Annotated in this window: 18 protein-coding genes and 1 tRNA gene; 5 read left to right on the top strand and 14 right to left on the bottom strand. The window is 61.4% G+C overall.

Annotated features, from left to right (window positions below):
- Window positions 1-76 precede the first annotated feature (76 nt).
- Both ACFFNA_RS31895 and ACFFNA_RS31900 read right to left on the bottom strand, forming a co-directional pair.
- Window positions 77-153 (bottom strand) — tRNA-His (locus ACFFNA_RS31895).
- 349 nt (window positions 154-502) lie between these two features.
- On the bottom strand, window positions 503-961 hold the full coding sequence (locus tag ACFFNA_RS31900; RefSeq protein ID WP_095088547.1) for a phasin: 459 nt from the start codon (window positions 959-961) through the stop codon (window positions 503-505).
- A 244-nt stretch (window positions 962-1,205) separates the two neighbouring features.
- Between ACFFNA_RS31900 and ACFFNA_RS31905 the strand changes: the two genes are divergently transcribed.
- Complete coding sequence (locus tag ACFFNA_RS31905; RefSeq protein WP_378923749.1) at window positions 1,206-5,081, top strand: PAS domain S-box protein; 3,876 nt, start codon at window positions 1,206-1,208, stop codon at window positions 5,079-5,081.
- A gap of 174 nt (window positions 5,082-5,255) precedes the next feature.
- Here ACFFNA_RS31905 and ACFFNA_RS31910 read toward each other — a convergent pair whose 3' ends face one another.
- The 5 genes from ACFFNA_RS31910 to ACFFNA_RS31930 form a co-directional block, all read right to left on the bottom strand.
- Window positions 5,256-5,504, bottom strand: coding sequence for a hypothetical protein (locus ACFFNA_RS31910; protein ID WP_378923750.1), 249 nt, complete (start codon window positions 5,502-5,504; stop codon window positions 5,256-5,258).
- A 175-nt stretch (window positions 5,505-5,679) separates the two neighbouring features.
- Entirely contained in the window at window positions 5,680-6,069 is a 390-nt protein-coding gene (locus ACFFNA_RS31915; RefSeq protein WP_111546714.1) for a nuclear transport factor 2 family protein, read from the bottom strand.
- 52 nt (window positions 6,070-6,121) lie between these two features.
- Window positions 6,122-6,856, bottom strand: a complete 735-nt coding sequence (locus tag ACFFNA_RS31920; protein ID WP_111546815.1) for an SDR family oxidoreductase — start codon at window positions 6,854-6,856, stop codon at window positions 6,122-6,124.
- Between the two features lie 104 nt (window positions 6,857-6,960).
- The gene (locus ACFFNA_RS31925; protein WP_245446170.1) at window positions 6,961-7,647 is read right to left on the bottom strand and encodes a TetR/AcrR family transcriptional regulator; all 687 of its coding nucleotides are present in this window, start codon (window positions 7,645-7,647) and stop codon (window positions 6,961-6,963) included.
- Window positions 7,648-8,108: 461 nt separating this feature from the next.
- Window positions 8,109-10,079 (bottom strand): acetoacetate--CoA ligase, encoded by a 1,971-nt coding sequence (locus tag ACFFNA_RS31930; protein ID WP_378923751.1) that lies wholly within the window; start codon window positions 10,077-10,079, stop codon window positions 8,109-8,111.
- 201 nt (window positions 10,080-10,280) lie between these two features.
- Here ACFFNA_RS31930 and ACFFNA_RS31935 point away from each other — a divergent pair, with 201 nt between their 5' ends.
- Window positions 10,281-12,134 (top strand): AsmA family protein, encoded by a 1,854-nt coding sequence (locus ACFFNA_RS31935; RefSeq protein WP_378923752.1) that lies wholly within the window; start codon window positions 10,281-10,283, stop codon window positions 12,132-12,134.
- A gap of 93 nt (window positions 12,135-12,227) precedes the next feature.
- Here ACFFNA_RS31935 and ACFFNA_RS31940 read toward each other — a convergent pair whose 3' ends face one another.
- The 6 genes from ACFFNA_RS31940 to ACFFNA_RS31965 form a co-directional block, all read right to left on the bottom strand.
- Window positions 12,228-13,046, bottom strand: coding sequence for an ABC transporter permease (locus tag ACFFNA_RS31940; protein ID WP_378923753.1), 819 nt, complete (start codon window positions 13,044-13,046; stop codon window positions 12,228-12,230).
- Entirely contained in the window at window positions 13,043-14,014 is a 972-nt protein-coding gene (locus ACFFNA_RS31945; RefSeq protein WP_378923754.1) for an ABC transporter permease subunit, read from the bottom strand. The genes ACFFNA_RS31940 and ACFFNA_RS31945 overlap by 4 nt, the downstream gene beginning before the upstream one ends.
- 9 nt (window positions 14,015-14,023) lie before the next feature.
- A complete protein-coding gene (locus tag ACFFNA_RS31950; protein WP_378923755.1) occupies window positions 14,024-15,163 on the bottom strand; it encodes an ABC transporter ATP-binding protein in 1,140 nt (379 codons plus the stop codon).
- 76 nt (window positions 15,164-15,239) lie between these two features.
- Complete coding sequence (locus ACFFNA_RS31955; RefSeq protein ID WP_378923756.1) at window positions 15,240-16,340, bottom strand: polyamine ABC transporter substrate-binding protein; 1,101 nt, start codon at window positions 16,338-16,340, stop codon at window positions 15,240-15,242.
- A 350-nt stretch (window positions 16,341-16,690) separates the two neighbouring features.
- Window positions 16,691-17,644, bottom strand: a complete 954-nt coding sequence (locus ACFFNA_RS31960; protein WP_378923757.1) for a DMT family transporter — start codon at window positions 17,642-17,644, stop codon at window positions 16,691-16,693.
- A gap of 166 nt (window positions 17,645-17,810) precedes the next feature.
- Window positions 17,811-19,253, bottom strand: coding sequence for a helix-turn-helix domain-containing protein (locus ACFFNA_RS31965; RefSeq protein ID WP_378923758.1), 1,443 nt, complete (start codon window positions 19,251-19,253; stop codon window positions 17,811-17,813).
- 237 nt (window positions 19,254-19,490) lie between these two features.
- Between ACFFNA_RS31965 and aceA the strand changes: the two genes are divergently transcribed.
- The 3 genes from aceA (at window position 19,491) to ACFFNA_RS31980 (ending at window position 21,762) form a co-directional block, all read left to right on the top strand.
- A complete protein-coding gene (aceA, locus tag ACFFNA_RS31970; protein ID WP_378923759.1) occupies window positions 19,491-20,780 on the top strand; it encodes an isocitrate lyase in 1,290 nt (429 codons plus the stop codon).
- Window positions 20,781-20,836: 56 nt separating this feature from the next.
- Window positions 20,837-21,079 (top strand): SMc00767 family acetate metabolism repressor, encoded by a 243-nt coding sequence (locus ACFFNA_RS31975; protein ID WP_111546723.1) that lies wholly within the window; start codon window positions 20,837-20,839, stop codon window positions 21,077-21,079.
- Between the two features lie 239 nt (window positions 21,080-21,318).
- The gene (locus ACFFNA_RS31980) at window positions 21,319-21,762 is read left to right on the top strand and encodes an ANTAR domain-containing protein (RefSeq protein WP_378923760.1); all 444 of its coding nucleotides are present in this window, start codon (window positions 21,319-21,321) and stop codon (window positions 21,760-21,762) included.
- 165 nt (window positions 21,763-21,927) lie between these two features.
- Here the strand turns inward: ACFFNA_RS31980 and ACFFNA_RS31985 are convergent, their stop codons facing one another.
- Window positions 21,928-22,644, bottom strand: coding sequence for an HAD family hydrolase (locus ACFFNA_RS31985; RefSeq protein ID WP_378923761.1), 717 nt, complete (start codon window positions 22,642-22,644; stop codon window positions 21,928-21,930).
- Window positions 22,645-22,703 lie beyond the last annotated feature (59 nt).

Genomic DNA, 22,703 nt, shown 5'->3' on the forward strand with positions numbered 1-22,703 from the left:
TAACACCTATTGTGATACAAATTTTGCCGCCAAAGACAAAATTTCATATCAAATTCAATCGCTTAATGAAAGCCGATGGTACCGTTGGCTGGGATCGAACCAGCGACCTCCGGATCCACAATCCGGCGCTCTAACCATCTGAGCTACAACGGCACGTTTGCTGAGCCAGACCAAGGTGGAAAGTTCACTTTCCGTGATCCGCTCTGTCGTTCGGCGATGCGTCCTTACGGGCTAACGGATCTTAATTCAAGACTTTTGCTAGGCAAAGGTCGCTTCCCCACAAACAGCATCGACTTTTCGCCGGGCAAAGAAAAAGGCCGGCGGGAGGAGGTGCCGGCCTTTTCCTGTTACGAGCCAGCGGGAGGAGGTGCTGGCTGGTCACCCCGAGGAGCAGAGGGAGGAGGTTCCGCTCGCCGGGTATTCCTTGATGGCTGCCATTATACGCCTGATCGTTTTTAAGAAAATGCGACCTTTTGTTGCATCTTCAGATCATGCGTAAATGTTAGGCAACCTTGATTTCCTTCATCGCCTTCTCGAAGGCGGTCTTGATCGGCTTGGAGACGTCCTCTGCCGCCTTGGAGGCGACGGTCTGGAAGTCCTTGGCCTGCTCGACGGTCATTTCGACGCGCTTGCGCAGGAAGGCGGTCTGCAGCTCGACGACTTCCGACAGCGACTTGGCGCCGATCAGGGCTTCGAGATGCGAGAAACCAGCCTCGGCATTGGCGCGGAGAGCGGAAATGGTCTTGAGCGACAGGTCGCTGGAAACGGTCTTGGCGGTCTCGTAGGTCGACTCCAGAGCCTTCTGGGTCTCCTCGGCACCGGTCTTCAGCTTGGCATAGGCTTCCTTCGACTGCTCAACGCCCTTTTCGGCGAAAGCGCGCATCTGGTCAGTGGCCTTGGAAGCGTCGAAGCTCGGGAATTCAACGTTTTCGATCGTGTCGGCAGTTTTGGTCCTGGACATTTTCCATCCTTTTCAGCAGCGGCTTTGACAGAAAGCCGTCTCGTTCATGTATGATGGCAATATAAAGGCAAATTTTGTGCATTGCAATATCTTTGTTGCAGTGCACCATAAATTTCTTTGGGCCGTTAACCAAGAGCCCAAATTCCAGCCTTTGCACGTTCTGGCTTGTGGACCTTCGCGCCGCCGGCTTTTATTAACAAAGCGTTAACCGCAATTTGCCGCTCCGTGAGGGTTCGCCAAGCGCATGCCGTCCGAATATTCCTTCCTTGACGTCGCCGTGCTCGACGCGGTCCGCCAGCGCTTTGCCGCCGGCGACGCGATCGCGATTCTTTCGACGGATCTGGAGCAGGTGATCTGGGCCAATGGGCCAGGAGCCGCAGTGTTCGGCTACCCCGATATCGAGGCGATCATCGGCGCCTCCGCGCAGCTGCCGCTGATCGCCAGACGCCAGATCATGGCGACCAGCGGATTTCCAGAGATCGGCCGCGACCGCGCCATCATGGTGCGGCTGGCAACCGGCATGACCAGCCGTGCCGTCGGCTTCCTGGCCTGTGCCGTGACCATGCCGGACGACGAAAAGGCGATCATGCTGACCGTGCCGGCGGCACAGACGGGCTCGCGCAGCGCCAGCGAAATTGCCGCTCGTGCCATCGGCGGCCTTACCGAAGACGGCCATTTCATTGCCTTTGTCGATGCCGCAGGCAACGTCGAGGCCGCCTCGGAAGGATTTTCGGCACTGGGCATCTTGCCGGAGACGCTGGCGGCGCTGGTTGCCGACGTCGCGGATGGGAGCGAGCGGATCGTCAAGCGCCTCGTTCCCGGCGGCGCGACCTCCTATCCGGCAGGGCTGGCAAGATTGACCGAGGAACGGCATCTGCTGGTGGTGATCGACGAGGACCAACTTGACGGCAAGGCTCCTGCCGAAGACAGCGTCGTGGAAGCGCAAGCGCCAGCCCAAGTAGAAACCGCGGCTGCGGAAAGCACGATTGCCCAGCCGGAACCGTCCCAGGACAACAGACCGGCAATCGACATCGAACACCCGGCCGTGGACGAACCTAGCGTTCCGGAAGCCGCCGAGATTATCCCGATGCCGACAGCGCCTGAGAATGCCGATCCAGCCGGGCAGCCGGCGGAGGCGGCGGATAACGACCCGGGGACTGCCGGCGCTACGCCAGCGCAGCACGATCATTGGTACTTCAATGCCGGTGAGGAGGATGCGCAACAGACCGACCGGGCCGCTGCAGCCGAGACTGTTGAGCCCCCTGCCGCCGTCGCGGAGGGTGCGGCGGAAAATCCGACGCAGCACGATACCAAGGCCACCCCGGTCGAACGCCCGGCCGTGCGATCGATCGACCGCACGGCTGCGCCGCTGCGCTTCGTCTGGCGCACCGATGCCGAAGGCAAGTTCAGCACGCTGTCTCCGGAATTCGCCAACATTGTCGGCAAGCCGGCCGCCGATGTCATCGGCCGGCGCTTCAGGGATGTGGCGGCCACCTTCGGCCTCGATCCCTCCGGTGAGATCGCCGGCTTGCTGGAACGACGCGATACCTGGTCCGGCCGCTCCGTGCTGTGGCCCGTCGCCGGCACCGATCTGAAGATCCCTGTCGACCTGGCGGCGCTGCCTGTCTATGGCCGCAGCCGTGCCTTTGAAGGCTTCCGCGGCTTCGGCGTTGCCCGGGCCAGTGACGCGGTCGTCGATCCGGAAGCCATCGGCATGGCGCTGGTGCCCAACGGCAAGGCCCCGGCGACACCCGAGCCGCAAGCCGTCGAACCCGTACCTGAACAGCCGAAGGCTGAAGAGCCGACGGCCGAGGAGCCGATGGCATCGGACCCGTTCAAGGGCGAGGTGCCGGCGCTAACCATCGTGCCGAAACCGGAGCGGCGCTTTGCTGACAAGGTGATCCGGCTGGCCGAACATCGCCAGCCAGCCAACGACAAGGGCCTGTCGACGCTGGAGCGCAGCGCGTTCCGCGAGATCGGCGAGCGGCTGAAGAAGGACAGTTCGCCCGCCGAGCCGCCAGAGGCCGAGAAGCCCAGCCTCGACAATCCCAGGGAACAGGCGACCGAGACACCTGCCGAAGCTGTGGCGGACGTGCCGACGGCGGAGACGGAAGCTCCGGCAGTCGGCGAGATTCAGTCAACACTCGATGCCGCCTCCGAGACCGATGTCGATGCCGAGGACGAAGCGGACCTGGCGCGGCTTGACGGCGGTCACCCGGACGAAGCAGGTCATGAGGAACCCTCCGACACTCTGCCGGGCTCGTTGCTCGGCTATGCCGACCGTGATGACGAACGCGGTCCTGTCGCGGACAACAGTGACCGGGCCTCGGTTTCCGAACCGGTGACGGCGAAACCAGAAGTGACCGAGCCCATCGCCACCGGCGAAGAGCCTGAAGCCACTGACGCGACACATGACTCCGTCGATGACGACAGCATGACATCGGCAGATTTTCGCGACGCCGAGGACAGTGAAGATTGGGTGCAGCCCGACGAGGAAGCCGCGGCCCCTGACGAACCGGCGGTTGCCTCCGCCGAGGCACGCGTCGAGCGCCCACGCCTTAAAGTGCCGCCGCTCAAGGTCGAAGGGTTCGTGCCATCGGCCTTTTCGGCCGGAGATGAGCACAAGGCTCCCGATACCTCGCTTCTGAGCAAGCTGCCGGTGCCGCTGCTCATCCATTCCGGCGACCAGTTGCACTATGCGAACGAGGAATTCCTCAACCTGACCGGCTATGAGGCGCTCGACGACCTGGCGGATGCCGGCGGCCTCGGCGCGCTGTTTGGCGACCCCTACGCCGACGATGGCACCTCCGACGGCACCGATCGCGCGTTGCGACTGAAGACGCGTGATAGGCAGGAATTCCCGATCGAGGCTATTTTGCGCTCTGTCCCCTGGCGTGACGGCAAGGCATTGATGCTGGTCGTGCGCCGCTCCGGCGAGGATGACGCGCCGGCGACCCTGCATGTGGTTGGCGACGAGCAGACGCAGCCCGACATTCCCGAGCTGAAGGCACGCATCGCCGAGATGCGCACCATCATCGACACCGCCACCGACGGCGTCGTGCTGATCGGCCGTGACGGCAGCATCCGCTCGATCAGCCGGCCGGCCGAGGCGCTGTTCGGCTTCGACAGCGACGAAGTGACCGGCAAGCCGTTCGCTTCGCTGTTCGCGATCGAAAGCCAGCGCGCGGCGCGCGACTATCTCAACGGACTGTCCGAGCCCGGTGTGGCGAGCGTGATGAATGACGGCCGCGAGGTGATCGGGCGCGAGGCGCAGGGGCGCTTCATCCCGTTGTTCATGACCATCGGCCGGCTGCCCAACGACAGCGGCTTCTGTGCCGTCGTGCGCGACATCACACAATGGAAACGGGCCGAAGAGGACCTGACGCAAGCACGCGCGGTGGCCGAGCGCGCGTCCTCGCAAAAGACCGATTTCCTCGCGCGCATCAGCCACGAGATCCGCACCCCGCTCAATGCCATCATCGGCTTTTCCGAATTGATGGTCGACGAGAAATTCGGTCCGGTCGCCAATGACCGCTACCGCGACTATCTGCGCGACATCAACCGCTCTGGCAACCATGTGCTCGACCTCGTCAACGACCTGCTCGACATTTCGAAAATCGAGGCTGGCCAGCAGGAGATGGCCTACGAGGCGGTGTCGCTCAACGACACGCTGGCCGAGACCGTGGCGATGATGCAGCCGCAGGCCAACCGCGAGCGCGTCATCATCCGCTCCAGCTTCGCTTCGCGGCTGCCGGAAGTGGTGGCCGACCTGCGCAGCGTGCGCCAGATCGCACTCAACATCCTGTCGAACGCCATTCGTTACACGCAGGCCGGCGGCCAGGTGATCGTCTCGACCGCCTATGAGACATCGGGCGACGTCGTCATGCGGGTGCGCGACACCGGCATCGGCATGAGCCAGGCCGAGATCGAGCAGGCACTGAAGCCGTTCAAGCAGATCAACGCGCTGAAGCGCGGGCGCGGCGACGGCACGGGGCTTGGATTGCCTTTGACCAAGGCGATGGTGGAAGCCAACCGCGCCCGGTTCACCATCAACTCGACACCGGGTGAAGGCACCCTGGTCGAGGTCGCGTTTCCGTCGACCCGCGTGCTCGCGGAATAGGCCGTGGACCCATGAATATGGTCGAGGAGCGCAAAGGTCGCCTCCGGCTGAGCGGCTTGACGTGGCAACTCGCAGCCGTTTCGGCGTCCTTCGGATATAGCGTATCTGCTCGGATCGGTTGCCTGGCGCCATAACCAGACTTTGCGGTTCCAGATCATAGGCACAGTAGCCGATTCAGGCTCGATGCCGTGATCGTCTCGACCTGACGGTCAGAATGGCAACAAGCAGGCAAACGGCCAGAACCATAAAGGGCGGCATTGCATGAGCGTACTCGCCATGGAGTATCACCGTCCCCGCAGCGGCCAGCATGACGGCACTCCCGAGCAGCGATCCGTAGAGGCGGAGAGGCCTGAAGATCAGCATGACAGCAGTCGTGAATTCGAAGATTGCCGTTAGATAGTGGAAGCTTTGCGGATAACCCACCGGGCGTAGTCCGCGGCAATCTCGGCAGTGACGAAGGTGTTCCCGTAGGCTCCAACCAGGAAGAACGCCGCAAGCAGCCAAGCGGCTCTGTTTCCCCAACGAATTTCAGGCATGGACGGCCATTCTCCGCAGGATTTTGGTCATCAACAGGCTGACCGCAGACATGCCGCGCTTTTCAAGGCGACGCGGGTTGAAGAGCGAGTACGCGACTCGCCAAACGCCAGCCATCCGGCGTCCGCTGGAGCCGATCCGTGTAGGTAACGCTCGCTACCGAGCCGTCCAACAGCAAGCCAAGGCCTTTCGACATCGCGTCGATCTCGTCGTTTGGGCCCTCCTGAACATATACGTTTGTCGTGTGATGGGCCTTGGCGTGGCCGTCCTGGCTTGCCATATGGCGGATCGCTTCAATTCCGGTGACGGGAGCAAATCCGAAAACGCTCGAGTCAAAGTGGGCATCCTCGGTGAAGACTTCGCCGAACCGGTCCCACGCGCGCTTGTCGACAAGGTGTCCCCAGAGCGACAGAATTTGATTGACCTCAATGATGTCGCTGATGGACGGTTTCACCGTTCATACTCCTTGAGTTGGGATGAGAGTCAAAATCCGGAACCTCTGGCCGTCACCAGTTGATCAGTCCGTTAGTGTTGAAGAATTGGCCAGTCGGTCCAGCATCATCCAGCAAGGCGTATTTGACAGATGCCCGAACGCCGTCCTCGATCGTGACGTAGCCGCCACCTCTATTTAAATCCGTCATGACGTAGCCGGGGCAGACCGAGTTCACCTTGATCGGTGTATCGCGCAGTTCGAAGGCCAACTGTACGGTCAGCATGTTGAGCGCCGCCTTGGAGGCAGCATAGCCAAGCCATTTGATATCGGGCGATGGATTGGCGGGATCGCCATTCCACCAAAGAGACCCGACGCTGCTCGACAGGTTGACGATGCGGCCGCTGGCCGCCTTGCGGATGAGCGGCAACAGTTTCTGCGTCACGAGCACGGTGCCGATGAAATTGACCTCATACGTTTCACGCAGGGTCTGCGTTGGGGCCACGCTTGGAAAATCGTCGGTGTCGAGCAGCAGAATTCCGGCGTTGTTGATCAGGATGTCGAGCCTGCCGAATTGTTCATCGATTGTTGATGCGGCTGCGTCGATGGTTTCCGGTCGATTGAGGTCGATCTCGATTGCCTCGACCGCCAACCCTTCCGCGCGTAGTGCTTCAGCCCTCTCCTGGCCAGTTGCAAGATCGCGTGCGCCCAGCAGGACAAACACTCCGTTTCGCGCAAGTTGGCGAACCGTTTCAAAGCCAAGACCGCGGGTCGCGCCCGTTACGAGCGCAATCTTTTCGTATGTGGACATCCATATCTCCAACGAGCGTGCCCCTCATGGGCAGCGCCTTTTCGCAAGCTGCCTAGCAGCGGGCGCTGGATCGCATGGAATATTATGTCTGTCAACGACAAATGTCATTCAGTGCCATTTGTCTCGAAATGCACGACGGTGGCGGCCTGGTCGAAGATATCGGGGAGTGACATTCCCTCTCGTCCTTCTACCCAGCTGCTGATTGTCGCCCGAATGAGCGCGAAAACGGTTCCTGATACCGTATAGGCGACAACACCGGGGAGCCGACACGGTCTGTCCGGTGAGGCCAGAATTCGAGCGACTTCGTCGATCAGCTCAGCGATCATCTGTTCCTTGCGCGCGGAAATGCTCCTGTTGGAACGGATCGCAGTCTCGATGGCGAGGAAGAAACGAGATTTCTCCTCGAAAACCGCGAGCATCGCCCGCGCTGAGGCGAGAAGCGCGACAACCGGCGGCTCCGACTTGAGCCGCTCCTCGAGTTCCTCCCGGATGATCGTCATACCGTCCTGCACCCAGCTGACGATCACATCTTCCTTGGTCGGGAAATAGCGCAACAGGGTACGAGGCGAAACGCCGACAGCGGCAGCGATATCGGCAACAGTAGTCGCCTCAAACCCGCGCTTGTGGATCAAGTCCAGCCCAGCCTCAAGCAACTGAGTCCGCGTGCGATCCTTCTTGTCTTCCCGAAGACCCAAGATTTTCTCCACACCGAAATGAGTAGAATTTCTTTTTGACACGCAATGCCATTTGTCGTCCAGAGACAGAAAATTGGAGGTGATTGCGGGCAACACTCAAGCAATTGCGGCATAGTCAAACCTTGGCCTGGAAACCAGCCCTGGAATCATAAAGAATTTCCAAGGGAGGTCTGACTTGATTCACAAGGCCCTTGCGGGGCCTTCGATGACCTATCGCCAGTCACCTGACTGATTTCCAATGAAGGATCATCCAGCCCTTTATCGCCGGACAAGCTACTTGGTGTTGCACGTGTTCCGTCCTGTTCGATGTGGTTGGAGCACAAAGAAAAGGCGCCCAAGAGGACGCCTTAAGAGATGGGATTGCTGTCACAACGGGGCTTGAGCGAATTCAGATCCTCGGGGGCTGAGGAACGGGATTTCTCCCTCAAGTTACGTGCGACTATCGACGCCGGGCCTTAACAACTCCTTACCGGGCTGCCAAAAAATTTACGAATGTGTACCACTCGTGAAATCTAGGTAAATTCTCGCGACATATTTGGTTAACCATGCCTGCCCGGTCACTCGGCCAGCTGCGGCAGGTTCTTGAACAGCTCCAGCGCCTCGGGGTTGGCGAGCGCTTCCTTGTTCTTGATGGCGCGGCCGTGCACCACGTCGCGCACCGCAAGCTCGGTGATCTTGCCGGACTTGGTGCGCGGGATGTCGGTGACGGCGACGATCTTGGCAGGCACGTGACGCGGGCTCGCCCCGCTGCGGATCTTGGAGCGGATGCGTTTTTCCAGATCGTCATCCAGTTTGACGCCCGTAGCTAGCCGAACGAACAGCACGACGCGCACGTCATTGTCGAAATCCTGGCCGATGCACAGTGCTTCCAGAATCTCGGGCATCTGTTCGACCTGGTTGTAGATCTCCGCCGTGCCGATGCGCACGCCGCCCGGGTTGAGCGTCGCGTCGGAACGGCCATGGATGATCATGCCGCCATGCGCGGTCCATTCGGCGAAATCGCCGTGACACCAGATATTGTCGAAACGCTCGAAATAGGCCGCCTGGTATTTCTTGCCCTCGGGATCGTTCCAGAAGCCGATCGGCATCGACGGAAACGCCTTGGTGCAGACCAACTCGCCCTTCTCCTTGCGGATCGGACTGCCATCGTCGTCCCAGACGTCGACGGCAAGGCCGAGGCCAGGCCCCTGGATTTCGCCGGTCCACACCGGCTGCGTCGGCACGCCGAGCACGAAGCAGGAGACGATGTCGGTGCCGCCGGAGACCGAGGCCAGGTGCACATCCTTCTTGATGCCGTCATAGACGAAGCGGAAATCCTCCGGCGACAGCGGCGACCCGGTGGAAGAAATCGCCCTCACGCTCGACAGATCATGCGTGCGGATCGGCTTGAGACCGGCCTTGCGCACGGAATCGATGAACTTGGCCGAGGTGCCGAAGAAGGTCATCTTCTCGGCATCGGCGAAGTCGAACAGCACATTGCCGTCGGGGTAAAAGGGCGAGCCGTCATAGAGCAGCAGCGTCGCGCCTGAAGCGAGCCCCGAAACCAGCCAGTTCCACATCATCCAGCCGCAGGTGGTGAAGTAGAAGAAGCGGTCGCCGTCGGTGAGACCGGCATGCAGCCGATGTTCCTTGACATGCTGGATCAGCGTGCCGCCGGCCGAATGGACGATGCATTTGGGGATGCCGGTCGTTCCCGACGAGAACAGGATGTAGAGCGGATGCGCGAACGGCAGCCGCTCGAAGGTGACGGGCTTGACGGCGAAGGGCGAAAGCGCCTCTTCCAGCGCCACCGCCTTGTCGATGATATCAGCGACATCGCCCGAGGTGCCGAGATAGTCGACGACCAGAACCTTGCGGACCGTGCCGAGCTTGGCCGCAACCGCCGCTATCTTGTCGGCGACCTCGATCGCCTTGCCATTGTACCAGTAGCCATCGGGCGCGATGAAGACGACCGGCTCGATCTGGCCGAAGCGGTCGAGCACGCCCTGCTCGCCGAAATCGGGAGAGCAGGACGACCAGACGGCACCTATCGAGGCGGCAGCCAGCATGGCGGCAACGGTCTCCGGCATGTTGGGCATCATCGCAGCGATGCGGTCGCCCTTCTTCACCTTGAGCGACAGGAAAAGCTGCTGCAGGCGCGAGGTCAGCGCATGCAACTCGTTCCAGGACAGCCGGCGCTCGACCTTGTCCTCGCCGCGAAAGACGATTGCCTCGCCCGAGCCGGTCTTCTTCAGGAGATTCTCGGCGAAGTTCAGCGTCGCTTCGGGAAAGAACGATGCGCCGGGCATCCTGTCGCCATCGACAAGCACGGGCTCGCCCCCATCGGTCCCCTTGTCGCCGACGATGCCGGAGAAATCCCAGACCAGGCTCCAGAACCCCTCGCGGTCCTCGACGGACCAGCGGTGAAGCTCCGAATACGAAGAAAACGCTTCGCCGGCTTTCACTGCCGCGGCCTTCATGAAAGCGGTCAACGGCACGGCGTCAATCTGGTCTTGCGTCGGGGTCCAGAGCGGTACTTCGGCAGCCATGATCGTTCCTCCACGGTCGCCACCGCTTATGCATATCGCAGCGCAGCAGAGCAAGATTTTGTTCGGTCGGTGCGACCAGATGTGCGCAAATGCCATCGCCGGGCCATAAAGACTTGAAATGCCTCAGCCCTAAGTCGTAGTGACGACTGGGAGTTACACCCGTCGGGCGATTTTTGTCGGAATGGAAGCATACGGAGCGATATGCCATCATCTTTGATCCGGCGCGGGATATGGGCGATCGGCGCTGCCGTGATCGTCATCGCGCTGGTCGTTGCCGCCCTGCCGCTGATCGCCTCCACCCGCATCGTGCGCGACCGCATCGCCTGGGAAATGAGCGCGTGGAGCGGCTTTCGGGTCGCCATCGACGGCTCGCCCCGCATCGAGGTCTGGCCGAAATTCCGCGCGATCCTAACCGATGTGACGCTTTCGCAATGGACCGACACCGAGGCGCCGCCGGTAGTCGAGGCCGAACGGGTCGAGATTGACCTTTCCGCCATGGCGGCCTTGCGCGGCGACGTAGAGTTTTCGACGGCGCGGCTGGTGCGGCCGACGATCCGGGTTCAGCGAACGCCGGCCGGCTTTTTCCTGCCCGCCGTCCCGACCGGCGGGCGCATCACGCGTTCCATCGACACGGCGAGGGGCGTGGTCAATGCCGACCCCGCCAAGCCCGACCTCGACAAGCTGCCGGCCGACACCTTCGGCACGGTGGAGTTTCGCGACGGCCGCATGGTGGCGTCCATCGCCGGCAAGGACGTCGAGATCCTGAGCAGCTTGTCCGGCCAGGCGAATTGGGCCGCGATGAACAGCAATGCGACGCTGTCGGCAACAGGGATCTGGCGCGGCGAAAGCGTCGCCCTCGACGTCGCCTCGCCGAAACCGCTTGTGCTGTTTGCCGGCGGTACGGCGCCGATCACGCTGTCCTTCAAGGCGGCGCCCGCCACCTTCTCGTTCGACGGCACGGCCAGCATGTCCGAAAACGCTTATTTCGACGGCCAAGCGAAATTCTCGGCACCTTCGCTGCGGCGTGTCCTGGAATGGTCGCAGGCCGGTATCGCTCCAGGTGCTGCGATCGGCTCGGTCAGCATTTCGAGCAAGATCACGGCGACGGCAGGGCGCGTCAAGTTCGACAACACCGCGATCGCGCTGGACAACAATCCGGGAATGGGCGCGCTGGACCTCTCGCTTGGCGAGGCGCAGCCGGTGATCTCCGGCACGCTCGCCTTCGACACACTCGACCTCAGATCGTTTCTGTCGGCCTTCACGCCGCTGGCGCCGACCGGAGACGCGGGACCCGGCGACATCGACACAAGCTTTGCCGACAGGATCAACCTCGATCTCAGGCTGTCGGCAGCGCACGCCACGGCAGGGCCTATCCAGTTGGCCGACGTCGCCGCCACCGCCCAGGTCAAGGATGGTCTTTCCGTCTTCGATATCTCCGATGCCTCGGCCTTTGGCGGCAACATCCAGAGCAGCCTTCGCTTCGACCGCAAGCCGGAAGGCTCGCAGGTCGAGATCCGGCTGCTGGCGTCCGACATCGACAGCGGTGCTTTCGCCACGGCGGCCGGGATGACGCGGCTGGTGCCGGTCGGCACGGGGACCATCTCGGTGATCCTCAAGGGACCGGGCAGAACCTGGGATTCCATCTTCGACAATGCCGACGGGTCGGTCTCTGCGACCTTCGGACCGGGTGCGTTGAGCAAGCTCAACCTGCCAGCCTTCCTCAAGCATACCGAACAAGGCGGCTTCTTCGCGCTCGATGACGTTTCCGACGGAACGCTGCCGATCGACGGTGCCGAGATCAAGGCCAGCATTTCGAAGGGCGTGGCGCGGATAGACAAGGCCGAAGCCAATTCGGCGAAGTACAAGCTCTGGCTGTCCGGGATCGCGTCCTACGCCGGACGAGGACTGGCCTTGTCCGGCGGAGTCATTCAGGCGGACCAGGCGGCAACGCAGACCAATGGCCAGGTAGGCCCCAACCAGTCATCGTTCTTCGTCGGCGGGACGTGGAGCACACCGTTCATTTCCCCGATCAGCCGTGGCGTTTCGGGGGAATAGGCCTCAGAGCCTCTTTGTCTTGACGCAATTCCCTAGGGAAAGCGCTATGCGCTTTTCCCGGGAAAACCGCTTCACACTTTTCCTGGAATTGCTTCAGCCGCGTTGTGCGGCCCGTTCGTCGAGTTGGCGCTGCACCTCACGCCGCTTGTTGGCGACCGAAGCGATGATGACGCCGACCGTGACGATCGCGATCAGAAGGGTGCAGGCCGCGTTGATCTCCGGCGTCACGCCAAGGCGGACCTGGCTGTAAATTTTCATCGGCAGCGTCGTGGCACCGGGGCCGGAGGCAAAACTGGCGACAACCAAATCGTCGAGCGACAGGGTGAAGGCAAGCATCCACCCCGAGACGATGGCCGGCAGGATGACAGGCAAGGTGATCTGGAAGAATGTCTTCACCGGCGACGCGCCCAGATCCATCGCCGCTTCTTCCAGCGAGCGATCGAAAGTGACCAGGCGCGACTGCACGACGACCGCGACAAAGCACATGGTGAAGGTGATATGCGCCAGGATCACCGTCGTCAGGCCCCGGTCCATGCCGACGGCGACAAACAGCAAGAGCAGCGACAGACCCGTGATGACGTCCGGCATCACCAACGGCGCGAAGATCATGCCGGAGAACAGAACCCTGCCTCGGAAACGGGTGTAGCGGGTCAGCGCCAAGGCGCCCATCGTGCCAAGAACAGTCGCCACGGTAGCCGAGACGAGGCCGACGCGGATAGTCACCCACGCGGCATCCATGAGGCCCTGGTTTTGGAACAGTGACACGTACCATTTGGTAGAGAAGCCGCCCCAGACCGTGACCAGCTTGGACTCGTTGAAGGAGAAGACGATGAGCAGCACGATCGGCAGGTAGAGAAAGGCAAAGCCGAGCGTGATCGATGTGATGTTGAAGCGGCTCCAGCTCGTGTTCATTTGTCCTGCTCCTGAGCGCGGGCCTGAGCCCTCTGGAACAACATGATCGGGACGGTCAGCAGCAGCAGCAGGACAACGGCAACAGCCGAGGACACCGGCCAGTCACGGTTGGCGAAGAACTCGTTCCACAACGTCTTTCCGATCATCAGCGTCTGCGAACCGCCGAGCAGATCGGGGATGACGAACTCGCCGACGGCAGGGATGAACACCAGCAGGCAGCCGGCAATGACCCCGGGCAGCGACAGCGGAAAGGTGATCTTCCAGAACGCGCTGGTCGGCGGGCAGCCAAGATCCTTGGCGGCCTCGATCAGCGAATAATCCATCTTTTCCAGCGACGAATAGAGCGGCAGCACCATGAACGGCAGATAGGAATAGACGATGCCGATGAAGATGGCCGTGTAGGTGTTGAGGATGATCAGCGGCTGGTTGATGATGTGCAGCGACAGCAGCAACTGGTTGAGCAAGCCTTCGGGCTTGAGGATACCGATCCAAGCATAGACGCGGATCAGGAACGAGGTCCAGAATGGCAGGATGACCAGCATCAGCAGCGTCGGCCTGATCGTTGCCGGCGCACGAGCCATGCCATAGGCAATTGGATAGCCGACCAGCAAGGTCAGCATGGTCGAGATGGCGGCGATGATGACGCTGGTGACATAGGCGTTGAAATACAGCGCGTCCTGCGTCAGCCAGACATAGTTGTCGAAATTGAGCTCCCTGAAGCCGGAGAAGAACCCTGAGACGCCGTCTTTGAAGTCGAGCACCGGCGTATAGGGCGGCATGGCGGTCGCCGTCTGTGACAGCGAAATCTTGAAGACGATGATGAAGGGGACGAGGAAGAAAAAAAGCAGCCAGACATAGGGGATGATGATGACCAGGCGGCTGACGAAACCGGCGCCCAGCCGCGCAAGGAATGGTTTGGCCGCTGCGGCAGACGGGCCGGCGGCATCGGTGATGACGGCGTTCGACATGGCTGCCCCCTACCGCGTCAGCACGACACCGGCATCAGGCCGGAAGGAAACCCAGGCACGGTCGTTCCAGGTCAGCGGATCCTCGGTCACACGCACCGCGTTCAAGGCGCTTGCCCGCACGATCTGCCCATCGTCCAATCTGACGTGATAGACCGTCATGTCGCCGAGATAGGCGATATCGTAGACTTCGCCTTCGAGTGCATTGACGGCGTCGGCCGGCTTCTTCGATGAAACCTTGATCTTCTCCGGCCTGATCGCAAACACGATATCGGCATTGGCGGCTGCGTGACCGCCATTCTCGACGACGATCTGGGCTCCACTCGGCCCGGTGATGCGGGTCGTGTTCGCCGACTGTTCAGCAACCTTGCCCTCGAACATGTTCACGTTGCCGACGAAATGCGCGACGAAGCGCGACGCCGGGGCTTCATAGACCTCCTCGGGCGTCGCAACCTGCACGACCTCGCCCTTGTCCATGATGGCGATGCGATCGGCCATGGTCATCGCCTCCTCCTGGTCATGGGTGACGACGACGAAGGTCAGTCCGAGCTCCTGCTGCAAATCCATCAGCTCGAACTGGGTCTCCTCACGAAGCTTCTTATCAAGAGCGCCAAGCGGTTCGTCGAGCAGCAACACTTTTGGCCGCTTGGCGACCGAGCGGGCCAGCGCGACACGCTGGCGCTGGCCACCTGAAAGCTGATGTGGCTTGCGCTTGGCGAACTGTTCGAGCTTGACCAGCTTCAGCATCTCGGCGACGCGCTTTTCGATGTCGGGGCCCGGCATGCCTTCCTGCTTGAGGCCGAAGGCGATGTTCTTCTCGACCGTCATATGCGGGAACAGGGCATAAGACTGGAACATCATGTTGACCGGCCGCCGGTAGGGCGGAATGCCGCGTAGATCCTGGCCGTCAAGCAGGATACGGCCGGCTGTCGGCTCCTCGAAGCCGGCCAACATCCTGAGCAGGGTCGACTTCCCGCAGCCTGAGGCGCCAAGCAGCGCGAAGAACTCGCGCTCGAAGATGGCCAGCGACAAATTGTTGACGGCGGTGAAGTCACCGAATTTCTTGGTGACGTTGTCGAACTGAATATAGGGCTTGGCGTTCGGGTCGTTCCATGGCGCGAAATCCCTGCGGATGCTGCCAAGCGATTTCATGTCCCACTCCGTCCCCTGATCTTGCTCAAAGAGCGCGACCCCGGCGGCAAGCTATCGCCGGGGTCGCGTCCGATTGCTATTGTCCCGTGACGACCTTGGTCCACGCCCTGGTGACGAGACGTTGCGTCTTGGGGTCGTATGGGCCCACGGTAAAGAGTTTACCCAGCATCGCTTCGTCCGGATAAACGGTCGGATCGTCAAGGATTTCCTTGTTGATCAACGGCTGAGACGCCTTGTTGCCATTGGCGTAGAAGACAAAGTTGGTGGATTTGGCGATGACTTCAGGTTTCATCATGTAGTTGATAAATTCATGCGCCTCGGCGGCATGCGGCGCATCAGCCGGGATCGCCATTTCGTCAAACCACATTTCCGCGCCTTCTTTCGGAATTGCGTAGGCGATATCGACCCCCTTCTTCGCTTCCGCGGCCCGGTCACGGGCCTGGAAGACGTCGCCCGAAAATCCGACGGCCACGCAGATGTCACCATTGGCGAGTGCGTTTATATATTCCGACGAATGGAATTTGCGGATCGAAGGCCGAATGCTCAACATGAGATCAGTGGCCTTGTTAAGGTCGTCCGGCGAGGTCGAGTCAGGCTTGAGCCCAAGATAATTCAGCACCGTCGGAAAAATGTCGGTAGGTGAATCCAGGAAGTAGACACCACAATTGGCGAGCTTGGCGATGTTTTCCGGCTTCAGAAGTGAATCCCAGCTGTCGATCTTGTCGACGCCTAGCGCTTCCTTGACCTTGGCGGTGTTGTAGCCGATGCCGGTGGTTCCCCACATGTAGTTGACCGAGTATTCGTTACCGGGATCGAACTTCGCGACCCGCTCCATCACTATGTTCCACATATTGGGAAGGTTGGGCAGCTTCGATTTGTCCAGCTTCTGATAGACCCCGGCTTGAATCTGACGGGCTAGGAACGGACTGGCCGTCGGCACCACGACATCATAACCGCTGCCACCGGCGAGCAGCTTGGTTTCGAGAATTTCATTGGAATCGTAGGTGTCGTAGACGACCTTGATGCCGGTTTGCTTGGTGAAATCATCGATGATCGAACTGTCGATATAATCCGACCAGTTAAAGACGTTGACGACGCGGTCTTCGGCATGGCCGCCGGCGGTGAAAAGCGTCAGAAATACCGAGGTCGCCGAAAGCCAGAGCGCTTTGCGGATCATGCTATTCTCCTTTGATGAGTGTTCCTTCGCCGGCTCGTCGCGGACCCCACGCGGCCGGGCATTTGTTTCAGACTATTGAGCTTTCCAGCAAGCAACAAGCACGAACTGCCGACACCATGCAGGCGGTCCGATAGGCGGCGGGTGGTGGCTTTGTGTCCCTGTCGCGGCCTGGGAGGCGTGCGGGTGCCATCAGAGGCTTTCGCCGTGGCGGGGGCAGAGATACGACGATGTGGTCCGGTCTCGATCTGACCGGCAGGGAGACTTGGCAAGATACGCCTGTCTTGTTGTTGCCGTAGTCTCAGCCTGCCCGCGCGGCAGCGAATTTGTCAATGGCAAAGCTGCACGCCGCATCAATTAGGCGATGGCACCCCGGTAACCCCTGCGCGCTCGGGCCGTGTCTGGCGCTTGAATTCGAGCCCGATATGGACGAGCAGCGCCGTCACCACCACCGCACCACCGATGATGGTACGCCCCGACGGCACTTCGGAATGGACAAGCCAAACCCATATCGGGCCGAGGATCGGCTCGAACGTGCCGAGCAGTGCGGCGACTGCCGCCGGGATCAGCCGCGCGCCGGTGGCGAAGAAGGCAAGGCCAAGGCCGAGATTGACCACGCCGAAGGCAAAGAGAAAGCCCATGTCACTGGCCGACACGGCGAATGTCGAAGCCTGCGAAGCAGCAAAGCCCGCCGCAAGCATGGTGCCGAGCCAGGTTGCCGGCGTCATGCGCACGCCGGAAAACCGCCGGGTGATGACAGTGGCGATCGAGAACATGACCGCAATCAAGAGCGCCAGCCCGTCGCCTATCGGTGAGACAGCGCCATCAAGCGATTCCGACACCATGATGGCGACACCGGTGATGACGGCGGCAATCGCCAGCCAGGTCGCGACAGTCACCCTCTCGCGAAACAACGTCCAGGCAAACAGCGCCGCCAGAAGCGGCACGCCGGCCTGCATCAGCAGGATGTTGGCGACGGTGGTGTAGGCAAGCGCGACGACGAATGCGGTCGATGCGGTGGCGAAGCAGACCCCGACGGCCAGGCCCGGCAGACCCATGTCGCGGAACAGTTTCAGCATGCCGCGCCAGCCGTCGCGCCAGGCCATGAAGCAGATCAGGAAGGCCGCTGCCCAGACGGAGCGCCAGAAAATAACCGTCCAGCTGTCACCGACGGCGATGAAGCGGGCAATGGTGCCGCCGAAACTCCACATCAGCGCCGAAAGGAACACCAAGAGCATGCCGACGCGTTCCTGACGCGGCGAGATGGTCGATAAAACAACGCTCGGCGATGATGCTGTGTCGGTCATGGGCGCGACTGTCGGGCTTTTGTGGACGGGACGATGCGCAAGGGACGACAAAAAGATACTCCGTTCGCGTAACGCAAAGGTGGGGCCCGGGGGTGCGCCAGAGACCGACGACAATTGTGGCACCCAGCCCGGCGTCACTGGGGCATGGCGTCACTGGGGCATGGCGTCACTGGAAGTCGAAGGCACTCAAGCCCGTCACCATCTCGTCGAGGCCGAGCGGACGCGTCACCGGCGGTTCGGCGCGCGCCAGACAGCCGACGCGTTCGCAAAGCCGGCAGGCGGGTCCGACCGGCGTTGCCGTAACGGTGCCCGCCTTGGTGGTTGTTGCCGCACCGGGAAGTGCCGCGCCATAGACGATGTCTTCGCGAAAGCCGATGTCGCACCCAAGCAGCAGCGCCGTGCGGCGCGGACGCTCCGAGAAGGCGCCTTGCGGTCCTTCCAGCGTGCGGGCGATGCACAGGAACTCGGCGCCGTCGGGCATTTCCACCGCCTCGACGAAGATCTGCCCGGGCTGGGTGAAAGCGACATGCACGGGCAGCTTGGGACAGCCGCCGCCGAAGCGGCTTTGCGGAAAGCCCTGGCTGCCGGCCTTGCGGAAGCGGTTGCCGGCATTGTCGACCTCCAGCATGAAGAACGGCACGCCCAGTGCGCCCTGCCGCTGCAGCATGGTCAGCCGGTTCGCCGCCTGTTCGAAAGAGACGCCGAAGCGCGAACGCAGAACGTCGATATCATAGCGGGCGCGCATGGCAGCCGCGTGAAAGGCCTGGTAGGGCATCATCAGCGCATGCGCGGCATAGCGGCCGAGCTCAAAGCGGGCGAGACGGCGGGCCTCGTCCGTGGTCAATTTGAGTGCCTGGATCTCGCCGGCAACCGCGACCGTCATGCGGATCAGGCAAGCCTCCATCGCCACTTCGCGCAGCTGGTCGAACGGTGACAGCCGTTCGGACAGGAACAGGCGCTGCGAATGGCGATCATAGCGGCGGCGCCAGTTCGGCATGGTGGCGACCGGCAGCACCTTGACCACGATGCCGTATTCGCGCTTCAGCCAGGCCTTCAACGCGCCGAACAGATCGTCGCCGGGATCGAGCACCGAGGTGAACGCCGCGGCCTCTTCCTCGAGTGCCGCAAAATGGTTGGGCCGGCGCTCGAAGATCTCGTGCACCTCGTCGATCGGCAGGCGGGCGCCGGAAAGTGCCGTCGCCCGACCTTCGCGCGCCAGGAGCTCGTTGAGGTCGGACAGGCGCTCGGCCTGCTCGCGATAGGCGCGGAACAGTTTTATCACCGCCGCGGACGCGTTGGGCGCCGCCTCGGCAAGGTCGATCAATTCCTGATCTCCCGGCAACTCGCCGACCAGCAGTGGATCGGTGAACACTTCCTTCAAGGCAGCGACGGACCCTCGTGCCTCGCCCTGCAGTTCGTGCGGATCGACCTTGTAGACGGACGCCAGCTTGAGGATCAGCTGCACCGTCAGCGGCCGCTGGTTGCGCTCGATCAGGTTGAGATAGGAGGGCGAGATACCGAGCCCCTCGGCCATCGCCGTCTGGGTCAGGCCCTTGGCGTTGCGGATGCGGCGGATGCGCGGCCCGGCGAAGATTTTCTGCTCAGCCATCGACTGTCCTTGACAAGAGTTTACATAACTTTCGCGGGCAACCTCGTTGCGTTGCCTTTTACAATCATAACAGATTTACAACGGCCCCCTGTCAAACACAACACAGGTTTTCCCTTATGTTCGGTCGATTTTCTTGATTTTTCTGGCCCATTTTGCACCGCAATGTAAATTCAGTCATATTCCGGCGCGCAGATGATTGGTGCCCGGACACGGTGCAGCAATCCTTCGGAGTGACCCATGACTAATTTTTACAACCTCGTCCCATCGGCGCCGGAAGGCCGCTTCGACGGCATCGAACGGCCCTATTCTCCGGAGGATGTGAAGCGGCTGCGCGGTTCGGTGCAGATCCGCCAGAGCCTCGCCGAAATGGGCGCCAACCGGTTGTGGAAGCTCATCCACGAGGAGGACTTCGTCAACGCGCTCGGCGCCATGTCCGGCAACCAGGCGATGCAGCAGGTGCGCGCCGGGCTGAAGGCGATCTACCTGTCGGGCTGGCAGGTTGCCGCTGACGCCAACACGGCTGGCGCGATGTATCCGGACCAGTCGCTTTATCCGGCCAATGCGGCGCCCGAACTGGTCAAGCGCATCAACCGCACGCTGCAGCGCGCCGACCAGATCGAGACCTCCGAAGGCAACGGGCTTTCGGTCGAAACCTGGTTCGCGCCGATCGTCGCCGATGCGGAAGCCGGTTTCGGCGGGCCGCTCAACGCCTTCGAAATCATGAAGGCCTTCATCGAGGCGGGCGCGGCCGGCGTTCACTATGAGGACCAGCTGGCTTCGGAAAAGAAGTGCGGCCATCTCGGCGGCAAGGTGCTGATCCCGACTGCAGCGCACATCCGCAACCTCAACGCCGCGCGCCTGGCGGCGGACGTGATGGGCACGCCGACCCTGGTCGTCGCGCGCACCGATGCGGAAGCCGCCAAGCTGCTGACGTCCGACATCGACGAACGCGACCAGCCTTTCGTCGACTACGGCGCCGGGCGCACGGTGGAAGGCTTCTATCACGTCAGGAACGGCATCGAACCCTGCATCGCCCGCGCCATCGCCTATGCGCCTCACGCGGATCTGATCTGGTGCGAGACCTCGAAGCCCGACCTGGCGCAGGCCAAGAAATTCGCCGAGGGGGTGCGCAAGCATCACCCCGACAAGCTGCTCGCCTACAATTGCTCGCCATCGTTCAACTGGAAAAAGAACCTCGACGACGCGACGATCGCCAGGTTCCAGAAGGAGCTCGGCGCGATGGGCTACAAGTTCCAGTTCATCACGCTCGCCGGCTTCCACCAGCTCAACTACGGCATGTTCGAACTGGCTCGCGGCTACAAGGCACGGCAGATGGCGGCCTATTCCGAGTTGCAGGAGGCGGAGTTCGCGGCTGAGGCCAATGGCTACACCGCGACCAAGCACCAGCGCGAGGTCGGCACCGGCTATTTCGACGCCGTGTCGATGGCGATCACCGGCGGCCAGTCGTCGACCACCGCCATGCATGAATCGACCGAGCACGCGCAATTCAAGCCGGCCGCCGAATAGCGAAAGAAAACACAGAGGAAACGCCCAACAGGGCTTGGAACACAAGGAGAAGACCAATGGCATCGATAAGCCGTGTCAAGGAACGCGCCGAAGAACAGTCCACCACGATGACCGTCGACCAGCAAGCGACGATCCGCATGCTGGCCAACGATCTGCACCGCCTCAACCAGTCGGTGATGAAAGCGGTCGAGGCAGGCGTCTCGGTCGAGCTCGTGCGCTCGGCACGGCACCACGGCGGCGACGGCAACTGGGGCGATCTTTTGATCCCGGTGATCGTCACGCAGCAGAGCCACGGCTGATCGAACTTACACAACCGACCCCTCACCTGCGCAGTCTCTGCGCAGGTGAATTTTCTTTTTATGAAACGCGCCCGTGGACAGTTCAGTACAGTAGCGTTGCTTGAAATTCACTGCTGCCGGAGATGATTTCGGGCCCTTTTATTTCAACTTGACATGGGCCGCGATCTCACGCCAATTGCTCCTGAGATTCAACTCTGCATTGAAATAGGGGCGAGCTTCTTGGCCGACTTGTGTGCCCAGTGAACCGCGAAGGCGAGACTCCAAGACACCTGAATTTTGTTGCCCGCGACTCGAACACCGAGATGATCCGCGATCCGTCGCGAGTGCTCGTCGTCTGCAGATCGCCAATCAATCGCGTGGTGATTTCGAAGATCGTCGAGCGATCCGGGCTCAAGCCAATCTCGGAATCTCCCGACATGGCGGCAAAGATCTTGCGGTCCCTCATTCCCGGTGCGGTTGTCCTTGATGGCGGCGCCGACAACAAGGACTGCGACAATCTGATGTCCAGCATCGACGCGTTGCGGCGGGCCTCCGGCAAATCGCTCCCGGCGGTGATCCTGCTTTCGACCAAGAATGGCACGCCGGAGAGCCTGGGCCTGTCGAGCGTCATCGACGTGGTGGTCGCCAAGCCGATTACACCCGAACGGCTGCAGCCGGTGATCGATCGCCTGATCAGCCGCTAGCGCGGTTCATCGTTTCATGGAAACGCAGAGCCGCTCTATCTCTTTGTTCTGACGCAATTCCGGACAGAGAACCGCTTCACACTTTTCCTGGAATTGCTTGAGATCTTGTTCTGACGCAATTCCGGACGCAAAACCGCTTCACACTTTTCCTGTAATTGCTTGAGATCAGCCCGGATTGGCGATGCTTTCGACCAGTCCGGGCAGTTGTCCGAGATCGGATATCTGACGGAACCTGGGTTCGGCCACCGGAGCCTCGACATGCTCCAGCACCCAGGTCAGTTCATGCGGCACGTGGACACCCCAACCGCCGGCCTCGATGGCCGGCACCACGTCCGACTTCAGCGAATTGCCGACCATCATGCTTTTTGCCGGACCATCGCCGTGGCGGCTGAACAGGCGGGCATAGGTGGCGGCACTCTTGTCGCTGACGATCTCGACCGCGTCGAACAGATCTCCGAGGCCTGATCCAGCCAGCTTGCGCTCCTGGTCGAAGAGGTCGCCCTTGGTGATCAGCACAAGGCGGAATGCGCCGGCAAGCTTCTCGACAGTCTCGCGCGCATGCGGCAGGGCCTCGATCGGATGACTCAGCATCTCGCGGCCGGCATCGAGAATCTCTGATATGACCGAAGCCGGCACGCGGCCTTGCGTGACCTCGATCGCCGTTTCGATCATCGATAGCGTAAATCCCTTTATGCCGAAGCCATAGACGGCAAGGTTGCGCCTTTCGGCCTCCAGCAATCGTGCCGAGATGCGCTCGGCTTCGCCGTGATCGGCAAGCATGTCGGCAAAGCGCTGCTCCGTCATGCGGAAGAACTGCTCGTTCTGCCAGAGCGTGTCGTCGGCATCGAAGCCGATCGTCGTCAGTTTGCTGTCGTGTGGCATTCAACGTCTCGATTGGATTGGGGCGGCCGAAACTAATCCGATTGGCGTGATTTTCAACC

Source organism: Mesorhizobium kowhaii (genome assembly GCF_042431665.1).
Lineage (GTDB): Bacteria > Pseudomonadota > Alphaproteobacteria > Rhizobiales > Rhizobiaceae > Mesorhizobium > Mesorhizobium kowhaii.

Bases quoted from the DNA above. Each gene is read 5' to 3' on its own strand.
- ACFFNA_RS31900 (WP_095088547.1), bottom strand. From the start codon at position 961: ATGTCCAGGACCAAAACTGCCGACACGATCGAAAACGTTGAATTCCCG.
- ACFFNA_RS31905 (WP_378923749.1), top strand. From the start codon at position 1,206: ATGCCGTCCGAATATTCCTTCCTTGACGTCGCCGTGCTCGACGCGGTC.
- ACFFNA_RS31920 (WP_111546815.1), bottom strand. From the start codon at position 6,856: ATGTCCACATACGAAAAGATTGCGCTCGTAACGGGCGCGACCCGCGGT.
- ACFFNA_RS31930 (WP_378923751.1), bottom strand. From the start codon at position 10,079: ATGGCTGCCGAAGTACCGCTCTGGACCCCGACGCAAGACCAGATTGAC.
- ACFFNA_RS31935 (WP_378923752.1), top strand. From the start codon at position 10,281: ATGCCATCATCTTTGATCCGGCGCGGGATATGGGCGATCGGCGCTGCC.
- ACFFNA_RS31940 (WP_378923753.1), bottom strand. From the start codon at position 13,046: ATGAACACGAGCTGGAGCCGCTTCAACATCACATCGATCACGCTCGGC.
- ACFFNA_RS31945 (WP_378923754.1), bottom strand. From the start codon at position 14,014: ATGTCGAACGCCGTCATCACCGATGCCGCCGGCCCGTCTGCCGCAGCG.
- ACFFNA_RS31950 (WP_378923755.1), bottom strand. From the start codon at position 15,163: ATGAAATCGCTTGGCAGCATCCGCAGGGATTTCGCGCCATGGAACGAC.
- ACFFNA_RS31955 (WP_378923756.1), bottom strand. From the start codon at position 16,340: ATGATCCGCAAAGCGCTCTGGCTTTCGGCGACCTCGGTATTTCTGACG.
- ACFFNA_RS31960 (WP_378923757.1), bottom strand. From the start codon at position 17,644: ATGACCGACACAGCATCATCGCCGAGCGTTGTTTTATCGACCATCTCG.
- ACFFNA_RS31965 (WP_378923758.1), bottom strand. From the start codon at position 19,253: ATGGCTGAGCAGAAAATCTTCGCCGGGCCGCGCATCCGCCGCATCCGC.
- aceA (WP_378923759.1), top strand. From the start codon at position 19,491: ATGACTAATTTTTACAACCTCGTCCCATCGGCGCCGGAAGGCCGCTTC.
- ACFFNA_RS31975 (WP_111546723.1), top strand. From the start codon at position 20,837: ATGGCATCGATAAGCCGTGTCAAGGAACGCGCCGAAGAACAGTCCACC.
- ACFFNA_RS31985 (WP_378923761.1), bottom strand. From the start codon at position 22,644: ATGCCACACGACAGCAAACTGACGACGATCGGCTTCGATGCCGACGAC.